This window comes from Rhodovulum viride (assembly GCF_003265965.1).
GTDB lineage: Bacteria > Pseudomonadota > Alphaproteobacteria > Rhodobacterales > Rhodobacteraceae > Rhodovulum > Rhodovulum kholense.
The window spans coordinates 1-463 of record NZ_MUAV01000184.1 but is presented as its reverse complement, the minus strand read 5'-3'; the positions used below and the strand labels follow the sequence as shown (position 1 = coordinate 463).

Below are 463 nucleotides of genomic sequence, written 5' to 3'. Positions count from 1 at the left end.
CAGGCCTACGAGCTCTGCCAGCGCCTGCTGGCCCGGTTCCGGACGACGCCGCGCTATCTGACCGCGACGCTGGCCGATGGCGCGTTGCGGATCGGGCAGGTCGCCGATCTGACCACCCGGCTCGATGTCGATACCGAGGGCCAGCCGGTCACGCGCCGCTGGCAATGCCTCAAGGCCCAGCAGGTCCGCCCCGGCGAGACCGCCGAATATCTGCTGCAGCAGTTCCTCTACCAGGCGACGCGATACGCCTTCGTCATGCCGGACGGCGCCCCGGGCTTTGCCCTGGCGTCCGACGAGGCGCGCGAGGGCAAGGCCTGCTGGCTGGCGGGTGAAGACGGAAAGATGAGCGACGGAAGCGAAGGATACAAGCTGCAATGACCGACTGGACGCCGCCTGCCAATATCAACTCGGACCAGGACCTGCCCTGGCGCGCCATCGACGTGCGCGCCTGCAAGGACAACCC

Annotated in this window: 1 protein-coding gene; it reads left to right on the top strand. The window is 68.5% G+C overall.

Features of this window, described 5'->3' with window-relative positions; all coding sequences use genetic code 11:
- Positions 1-378 (top strand): hypothetical protein (locus BYZ73_RS23250; protein WP_181498177.1); only part of this gene is annotated, 378 nt, incomplete at its 5' end.
- Between the last annotated feature and the right edge of the window lie 85 nt (positions 379-463).